Source organism: Streptomyces sp. NPDC048002, assembly GCF_040653275.1.
In the GTDB taxonomy this organism is placed as follows: Bacteria; Actinomycetota; Actinomycetes; order Streptomycetales; family Streptomycetaceae; genus Streptomyces.
Genome location: NZ_JBEZNL010000063.1, coordinates 23646 through 31783, shown reverse-complemented (window position 1 = coordinate 31783; position 8138 = coordinate 23646). Strand labels below are relative to the sequence as shown.

The following is an 8138-nucleotide window of genomic DNA, read 5'->3' as shown; positions in this document are numbered from 1 at the left end:
CGGGGCGGCGGCCTGGGGCGGGGGCGCGAAGCCGGGGGCCGCGCCCGCCTGGGGCTGCGGGGCCGCCGGGGGCGCTTCCTCCTCGGCGACCTCGCCGCCGAAGTTCTTCAGCAGCGCGTCGAGTCCGCCGTCGAAGCCCTGTCCGACCGCGGCGAACCGCCAGACGTCCTTCAGATAGAAGTCGCCCAGCATCACGGCGCGCTCGGTGCTGAACTCCGAGCCGTTGAAGGCGTACCGGGCGACTTCCTCGCCGCCGGCGACGATACGGATGTATCCGGGACCCACCTGCGACATCTGTCCGGCGCCGTCGATCGTCGCGGTGAACGACAGCTTCTGGATCTGCGTCGGGATCCGGTCCAGGGTCACCCGGAAGGACTCCGTGTCCCCGGACTGGGCGCCCAGGAGCTGGATGGACTCCTCCGGGGACTTCGGCTGGTTGAAGAAGACGAAGTACCGGTCGTCCGAGAGCCGCTCGTCGGCGTCGAGGCCGAAGCAACTGATGTCGAAGGTCAGTCCGGGGCCGGAGATCTGCACGCCTACGTACAGATCCGTGCCCGCGGTGAGGTCACTGATCCTGGCCTTGTGGCCGCGTTGGAATTCCCTGGCCATGCGTTACGACCGTCCCCCATCCCGAATGCGAGTGCGTCGCGTCAGGCTAACGGCAAACTCGGACACTCGACGATGTCGGTACAGAGCCGGTACAGAAGCGGCGCTTCGGCGGTACCTGGTGGTCCGGGGACGGTTACTCTCCGCGTGCGCCGGGCAGGTGCGGCAGCCGGTCGGCGGCGACCACGCCCTCCAGGTAGCCGCGGGCCCGCTCGGTGCGCGGGTACGCCTCCAGCAGCCGCCAGAACCTGGGCCCGTGGCCGGGCACGAGCAGATGGGCCAGCTCGTGCAGCAGGACGTAGTCGACGACGTACTCGGGCATGCCCTGGAGGCGGTGGGAGAGGCGGATGCTGCCCTCGGCGGGGGTGCACGAACCCCAGCGCGTGTTCTGGTTGGTGACCCAGCGGACCGAGCTGGCCCGGGCCCGGCCGCCGAAGTACTGGTCGGAGAGGCGTTGCGCGCGGTCCGCCAGTTCGGCGTCGCCGAGCACCCGCTTGCTCTCCTGGGCGGCCAGCTTGTCGAGCATGACGCTCACCCAGCGCTGCTCCTCGGCCTCGGACATCCGGGCGGGAATGAGCACGACGGTGCGATCGCCCTCGCGGTAGGCGGAGACCGTCCTGCGGCGTCGGGCGCTTCTGCGCACCTCGATCGCGCTCGCCCCGGGGCCGCTCGGCGGCGGGCTCGTCGTACTGCGCTGTGGCATTCCGGCGCGGTGCAGTGGGTCGACGGACACGCCCCGACGTTACCCGCTGCACATGGGGGAAGTCCCGGCTCCGGTACGGTTCGGCGCCCAGACACCACCATGCGTTTGATTTGTGCGACTAATCCCCGGACCTGTGGACAACTTTCGGCGGCCGACGGCGCGGGCCGGGCATGCTGGCTCCCGTCGGACCAGCGGCGGCCGGCCGGTGACAGTTCGGCCGACCGCTCCCGGCACAGGGGAACGAACCAGGACTAACGGGGGCACGACATGCATCCGATGGTGAAGCCGGCGCTCAGGCGGGGCTGGCGCGACCTGAACACCGTGCAGTTCGGGATGACTCCCGCGCACGCGATGACACTCGGTCCGATGGACACGGCGACCGGCAGCTTTCTGGATCTGCTCAACGGCACCCGGGGAGTCGACCTGCTGCGCGCTGAGGGACGCCGTATGCGGCTGCCCGACGCCCATGTCGACACCCTGGTGGCCCGGCTCGCGGCAGCGGGGCTGCTCGACGACGCGCGCGGGGGCGGCACGGGCGGCGCCGCGCTGCGTGAACAGAAGGAGACCCTGGACCGGCTCCGACCGGACCTGGCGGCCCTCTCCCTGACCACGTCAGAACCGGGCGGCGCGATCCACCGGCTGGCCGCCCGCCGCTCCGCGCGCGTGCAGGTCCGCGGCGCGGGCCGGGTGGGCGCTGTGCTGGCGGCGGTCCTGGCGGGCGCGGGCGTCGGCGAGGTGGAGGTGTGCGACGGCGGCCGGGTCCAACCGTGGGACGTGGCGCCCGGCGGACTGCCCGCCGAGGCGGTCGGCGAGCGCCGCGACGAGGCCGCCCGTCGGGCGGTGCGCCGGGCGGCCCCGGCCCGCCCGCCCCGTCGCGGCCCACAGGCTCCGCCCGCCGACTCCGACCCGGGCCGCTCCCTGGTGATCCTCGCCCCGCGGGACGACGTCTCGGTGCACGCGCCCGTACCGTTCGCCGCCGAGCCGCTGATCGCCTCGGGGACACCGCACCTCTACGCGGGGGTGGTCGAGGGAACCGGTGTGGTCGGGCCGCTCGTCCTGCCGGGCGAGACCGGCTGCGCCGGCTGCCTCCAGGAGGGGCGCGTCGACCGGGACCCGGTCTGGCCCCGGCTGGTCGCGCAGTGGCGTTCGGGCGGGGGGCGGGCGCGTGGGGTGCCGGCCTGCGACCTGGCCCTGGCGACCACGGTCGCGGGGCTGGCGGCGGCCCATGCGCTGGCTTTCCTCGACGGCCGCACGCCGTCCGGCGCGGGTGCCCGCTGGGAGGTGTCGCTGCCCGGTCTGACCTGGCACGCGCGCCCGGTCGTGGCACATCCCGGGTGCCCGTGCGGAGCGGCGGGGAGGAGCGCGGAGAAAGGTAAGGCAGGACACACCCCCACGGACGGGGAGGCGCACGAGACAATGGCGGAGCAACGGCCTTCGAGAACGTCACGCCGTAAGGCTGACGCTCGTTCCGTGATCTGGAGGGCGCATGTCTGATCTTCCCCGGAAGGCGGTCACCCGGACCGCCAAGCTCGCCGCGCTCCCGCTCGGCTTCGCCGGACGGGCGACCTGGGGACTGGGCAAGCGAATCGTGGGCGAGTCCGCGGAGCTGGTCGGCAGAGAACTCCAGCAACGCACCGCCGAGCAGATGTTCAAGGTGCTCGGCGAGCTCAAGGGCGGCGCGATGAAGTTCGGGCAGGCCCTGTCCGTCTTCGAGTCGGCACTGCCGGAGGAGGTCGCGGGCCCCTACCGGGCGGCGCTGACCAAGCTCCAGGAGGCGGCGCCGCCGATGCCGACCCGCACGGTGCACGGGGTGCTCGCCGAGCGGCTCGGCGAGGACTGGCGCGAGCTGTTCGTGGAGTTCGAGGACAAGCCCTCGGCCGCGGCCTCCATCGGCCAGGTGCACCGGGCGGTGTGGCAGGACGGCCGCGCGGTGGCGGTCAAGGTCCAGTACCCGGGTGCCGGGGAGGCGCTGCTCTCCGACCTGACCCAACTGAGCCGGTTCGCTCGCCTGTTGGGACCGCTGGTCCCCGGCATGGACATCAAACCGCTGATCACGGAGCTGAAGGACCGGGTCTCCGAGGAACTGGACTACGGGCTGGAGGCGCAGGCCCAGCGGGTGCACGCGGAGGAGTTCGCCGACGACCCGGACGTCGTGGTGCCCGGTGTGGTCCATCAGTGCGACCAGGTCCTGGTGACGGAGTGGATCGACGGCATCCCCCTGTCGGAGGTCATCGCCGACGGCACCGAGGAGCAGCGCGACCGCGCCGGTCAGCTGCTGGCCCGGTTCCTCTTCTCCGGTCCGGCCCGCACCGGTCTGCTGCACGCCGACCCGCACCCGGGCAACTTCCGGCTGCTGCCGGGTGGCCCGGACGACGAGGAGGCCTGGCGCCTCGGTGTACTGGACTTCGGCACAGTCGACCGCCTCCCCGGCGGACTGCCCACGCCGATCGGCGACTCCCTGCGCATGACCCTGGACGGCGACGCGGACGCCGTCTACGAGCTGCTGTGCCGGGAGGGCTTCGTCAAGGAGTCCATAGAGCTGGACCCCGACGCCGTCCTCGACTACCTCCTGCCGATCATCGAACCGGCCGAGGTCGACGCGTTCACCTTCACCCGCGGCTGGATGCGCGGTCAGGCGGCTCGTGTCGCGGACCCCCGCTCCCCCGCCCATCAGCTGGGCAAGCAGCTCAATCTGCCGCCCTCCTACCTGCTGATACACCGGGTGACGCTGAGCACGATCGGGGTCCTGTGCCAGCTGGGTTCGACGGTCCGGCTGCGCGAGGAACTGGAGGCGTGGCTGCCGGGGTTCGTGCCGGAGGAGGACATCGAGGAGGAGTCGGCCGCGGAGGCCTGAGGGCTACCACCAGGCCGAGTCCAGCCGTCCCTCGATCGCGCGAAGGTTCTGCCGGGAGCAGGTGTCGCAGAAGTAGCGGCGCTCGCCGTTCTCCACGGAGCAGGTCCAGGTGGGCGGCGGACCTTCGCCTTGGGCGCCACATCCGGCACACACCGTCGGCTGCCGCTCGGTGGCGGAGCCGTCGTCACCGCTTCCGCCACTGCTTCCGTCGCTGCCTCCGGGAAGACTCGTCACACCGTGACGATAACGCCGTCGCCGCCGTCCCGCGCAGAACGCACCGCGGGGGCCGGTCCGTTCGGACGGACCGGCCCCCGCGGGGAAGCTGCTTTCCTCCCTCAGAGGGAGGCCCTTGCCTCAGTCGGGTCGATTACTGCATGACCGCCATGGCGATGGCGCGGCGGGCACGCATGGAGGCGCGCTCGGCACGGCGCTGCATCCGGCGCGCGGTCACGATGCTGACCGCCCGTCGTTCGCGCTCGGCGTTGTGCAGGCGCTCGTGCATATGCGCACGGGCCAGGGCTTCTGGGATGAGTTGCATCTCGCGGGTCCTGTTCTGGCGTGAGTCGACCACGCCGGTGGTGGTGAAGTCTTCAGGCGCGCTGCCTGCGGGTTCGCTGGTGGACGGCTTCATCGGGGCCTGCTTCTTGGGGTCGTGCGTGAGGGGACGGTCGATGGTTCCTGGGGTGTTCATGCCGTGACCGGGTTCTTGCGCGGGCGGCCGCGCGGCCGCTTCCGGGCGACGACGACACCCTGGACGAACAGCTCGCCACCCCAGACGCCCCAGGGCTCACGCCGCTCCTTGGCGCCGGCGAGGCAGGCCTCCATCAGCGGGCAGGTACGGCAGAGGGCCTTGGCGTACTCGACGTCCGCGGGCGACTCGGCGAAGAAGACCTCCGGGTCGTAGGAGCGGCAGGGAACGGGTACGCCGAGGTTCTCGATGGCGTCGTCGAGCGCGGTGAGCGCAGTCAGCGGGGTCAAGGTGGAGTCCTCCGTGAGGCCGGGCGGGGGGATCGTTTCGGAAGGCGGTACGGACGGGGCGTGCGCTTCGAGTTGCACGGTTCGTCTTCCTCGTCTGGTCGTTCCGGTCGGGTTGGACCGGGTGGCGGCTGGTACCGGGTTCTTTTCTTGTCCCGAGGCCCCTTCGCTCCGCCGTCCCCGTTCGGGGCAAACAGAAGGGCCGCGGATCCCGGATGGGGTTCCGCGGCCCTGAAGGCGCCGGCCTGAGTCAATCAGGCTGGATCACTCCAGGGTTCTGGCCCACGGAAGGCCCACATCAGGTGGTGCTGCGTGCTCTGCGTCCGGAATCCGGCACCGGTTGCCGTAAAGGCATAGGCCTTGGCCTGTGCCACTACTGCCGCTTCCAGTGCCTGGGTCGGTCGCTCATTGCGCTCACGGACGGGAAGACCCGCCAGAGACACGAGGGAGGCCGGACGCACGGCACGGATGCCGGACAGACCGGTGCCCTTGTTGGAGGCGCCGAGCATGCACAGGGAGGCGACGACCGAGGGATCGGTCATTTTCGCGGTGCTGACAATGGAGCTGGCGTTGATGCTGATCACTGGACTCGCCTCCTCTCGGCGTCTAGGGGGACCGGTGTGAACCAGTCCGACGGATACGCAAGTACAACACGGAATCGGGGCCTCAGGAAGGCCTCCGTTTCCGTGCTTAAGAACCTATGGGGATTGCTGGGGCATGCGCAAACTATTTTTTCGACGAGTTCGTATCAGTCCCCGTCCCGCTCTCCCTGGGGCTCTTGGCCTGCGCAGATGGCCAGGACATCGGCCCCGTAGCGGTTGAGCTTGCGTCGGCCGACGCCGGGGATCCGTACGAGGTCGCCCTCGTCGTCGGGGCTCGACTCGGCGATGGCCATCAGCGTCCTGTCCGTGAACACGCAGAAGGCGGGCTGACCGCTGCGCCGCGCCTGGTCCGCGCGCCACTCGCGGAGCCGCTCGTACAGTCCCTCGTCCATGTCGGAGGGGCACTCGTCGCAGCGCATCAGTTTCATCTCGCCGGCGTCGGTGAGCGTGCGGCCGCAGACCCGGCAGCGGGCGACGGTTCGCTGGGTGCGGCGCGGGACGACGTCGGGTCTGCTGGTGAAGCCGCGCTCGACGCCGCTCGAGCGTCCGGTGCCCGAGCGGCCCGCGGTGCCCGTGGAGCCGGGGCGCAGCCCGTCGAGGAAGCGGCTGGGGCGGCGGTTGGCGCGGCCGCCCGGGGAGCGGGCCAGCGACCAGGAGACATGGAGGTGCTCCCGGGCCCGGGTGACGCCGACATAGAGGAGGCGGCGTTCCTCCTCGATCTGTTCGTCGGTCTTTGCGTAGGTGATCGGCATCATGCCCTCGGCGACACCGACGAGGAAGACGACGTCCCATTCCAGGCCCTTGGCCGAGTGCAGGGAGGCCAGGGTGACGCCCTGGACGGTGGGGGCGTGCTGGGCGTTCGCCCGTTCGTCGAGTTCGGCGACGAGGTCGCCGAGGGTGGCGCCGGGTCTGGCGGCGGCGAAGTCCTGGGCGAGGCCGACCAGGGCGGCAAGGGACTCCCAGCGCTCCCGCACCGCGCCCGACCCGGCCGGGGGTTCGGAGGTCCAGCCCTCGCCGGAGAGCACGGCGCGGACCTGAGAGGGGAGGTCCACGGCGTCGTCGAGGAGGGAGTCGTTGCCGCCGAAGCGGGCCGCTCCACGCAGGGCGATCCCGGCCTTGCGCACCTCGGGCCGGTCGAAGAACCGCTCCGCTCCGCGCAGCTGATAGGGGATCCCTGTGTCGGCCAGGGCCTGCTCGTAGGTCTCGGACTGGGAGTTGGTGCGGAACAGCACGGCGATCTCGCTGGCGGGAACCCCGGAGTCGAGCAGTTCGCGGATGCGGCGGGCGGCGCCCTCGGCCTCGGCGGGCTCGTCGGTGTACTCGGCGTAGCCGGGTTCGGGGCCGGAGCCGCGCTGGGAGATCAGTTCGAGACGGTGGTCGGCGGCACGGCCGCGGGCCTGGGCGAGCAGTCCGTTGGCGAGGTGGACGACCTGCGGGGTGGAGCGGTAGTCCCGGACCAGCTTGACGACGGTGGCTCCGGGGTGGCGGGTGCGGAAGTCGAGCAGATGGTCGGGGGTTGCTCCCGTGAACGAGTAGATCGTCTGGCTGGCGTCGCCGACCACGCACAGGTTGTCGCGTTCCCCGAGCCACAGTTCCAGCAGGCGCTGCTGGAGGGGGCTGACGTCCTGGTACTCGTCGACCACGAAGTGCTGGTACTGGGAGCGGACCTGTTCGGCGATGTCGTGGCGGTCCTGGAGGATCGCCACGGTCAGCAGCAGCACGTCCTCGAAGTCGATGACACCGCGCTCGCGCTTGAGGTCCTCGTAGGCGGAGTAGAGCTGGGCGATCTCGGCCGGGGCGCGAGGGGTCTCGCGGCCGGCCTTGGCCGCGGCGAGCGCGTAGTCGGCGGGGACGGTCTGGGTGACCTTGGACCACTCGATCTCGCCGGTGGTGTCCCGCAGCTCGCCCCGGTCCAGGCGGATACGGCAGGCCGCGGCGGCGTCCGCGACCAGTTGGATCTTCCGGTCGACGAGCCGGGGCATGGAGCCACCGATCGCTTTCGGCCAGAAGTACTGGAGCTGACGCAGGGCCGCGGAGTGAAAGGTCCGGGCCTGGACTCCCCCGGCGCCGAGCTGGCGCAGCCGGCCGCGCATCTCTCCGGCGGCGCGGTTGGTGAAGGTGACGGCGAGCACGCTGGACGGCTGGAGGATTCCCGCGCGCACCCCGTAGGCGATGCGGTGGGTGATGGCCCGCGTCTTGCCCGTACCGGCGCCGGCCAGCACGCACACCGGTCCGTGCAGGGCGGTGGCGACCTCGCGCTGCTCGGGGTCCAGCCCGTCGAGCACCGCGTCGGCCGAGTCCGGTGCCTGCGGGAAGAGGGAGGAGTGCGTTGCTGCTGTCACCCTGCCATGCTGCCAGGTCGCCGGGGACGGGTGAGCCGGTTGTCCACAGGCAGGGC

At 71.5% G+C, this 8138-nt stretch carries 9 protein-coding genes; 2 read left to right on the top strand and 7 right to left on the bottom strand.

Annotated features, from left to right (window positions below):
* The coding region (locus AB0E07_RS38480) for a TerD family protein (protein ID WP_362262732.1) at positions 1-609 on the bottom strand (609 nt) is incomplete at its 3' end.
* 133 nt (positions 610-742) lie between these two features.
* Positions 743-1339, bottom strand: coding sequence for a M48 family metallopeptidase (locus AB0E07_RS38475; RefSeq protein ID WP_362262729.1), 597 nt, complete (start codon positions 1337-1339; stop codon positions 743-745).
* A gap of 237 nt (positions 1340-1576) precedes the next feature.
* On the opposite strand from AB0E07_RS38475, the gene AB0E07_RS38470 reads away from it, so the two are divergent.
* Both AB0E07_RS38470 and AB0E07_RS38465 read left to right on the top strand, forming a co-directional pair.
* Positions 1577-2803 carry a TOMM precursor leader peptide-binding protein gene (locus AB0E07_RS38470; protein ID WP_362262726.1) on the top strand — a complete coding sequence of 409 codons (1227 nt, stop codon included), beginning with the start codon at positions 1577-1579 and terminating at the stop codon, positions 2801-2803.
* A complete protein-coding gene (locus AB0E07_RS38465; protein ID WP_362262723.1) occupies positions 2796-4163 on the top strand; it encodes an AarF/ABC1/UbiB kinase family protein in 1368 nt (455 codons plus the stop codon). The genes AB0E07_RS38470 and AB0E07_RS38465 overlap by 8 nt, the downstream gene beginning before the upstream one ends.
* Before the next feature lie 3 nt (positions 4164-4166).
* On the opposite strand, the gene AB0E07_RS38460 is transcribed toward AB0E07_RS38465, so the two are convergent.
* From AB0E07_RS38460 to AB0E07_RS38440, 5 genes are all read right to left on the bottom strand, one after another.
* Positions 4167-4397: a hypothetical protein gene (locus AB0E07_RS38460; RefSeq protein WP_362262720.1), complete on the bottom strand. Its 231-nt coding sequence runs from the start codon at positions 4395-4397 to the stop codon at positions 4167-4169.
* A 133-nt stretch (positions 4398-4530) separates the two neighbouring features.
* The gene (locus AB0E07_RS38455; protein WP_362262717.1) at positions 4531-4854 is read right to left on the bottom strand and encodes a hypothetical protein; all 324 of its coding nucleotides are present in this window, start codon (positions 4852-4854) and stop codon (positions 4531-4533) included.
* Positions 4851-5219, bottom strand: a complete 369-nt coding sequence (locus tag AB0E07_RS38450) for a WhiB family transcriptional regulator (RefSeq protein WP_319236691.1) — start codon at positions 5217-5219, stop codon at positions 4851-4853. Before AB0E07_RS38450 ends, AB0E07_RS38455 begins: the two co-directional genes overlap by 4 nt.
* A gap of 173 nt (positions 5220-5392) precedes the next feature.
* Positions 5393-5722: a hypothetical protein gene (locus tag AB0E07_RS38445; protein ID WP_362262714.1), complete on the bottom strand. Its 330-nt coding sequence runs from the start codon at positions 5720-5722 to the stop codon at positions 5393-5395.
* A 164-nt stretch (positions 5723-5886) separates the two neighbouring features.
* Positions 5887-8082: an ATP-dependent DNA helicase UvrD2 gene (locus AB0E07_RS38440; RefSeq protein ID WP_362262712.1), complete on the bottom strand. Its 2196-nt coding sequence runs from the start codon at positions 8080-8082 to the stop codon at positions 5887-5889.
* Positions 8083-8138 lie beyond the last annotated feature (56 nt).

What these genes read in the sequence shown, in the direction of transcription:
- AB0E07_RS38465 (WP_362262723.1), top strand. Translation starts at nt 2,796, where the DNA reads ATGTCTGATCTTCCCCGGAAGGCGGTCACCCGGACCGCCAAGCTCGCC.
- AB0E07_RS38455 (WP_362262717.1), bottom strand. Translation starts at nt 4,854, where the DNA reads ATGAACACCCCAGGAACCATCGACCGTCCCCTCACGCACGACCCCAAG.
- AB0E07_RS38470 (WP_362262726.1), top strand. Translation starts at nt 1,577, where the DNA reads ATGCATCCGATGGTGAAGCCGGCGCTCAGGCGGGGCTGGCGCGACCTG.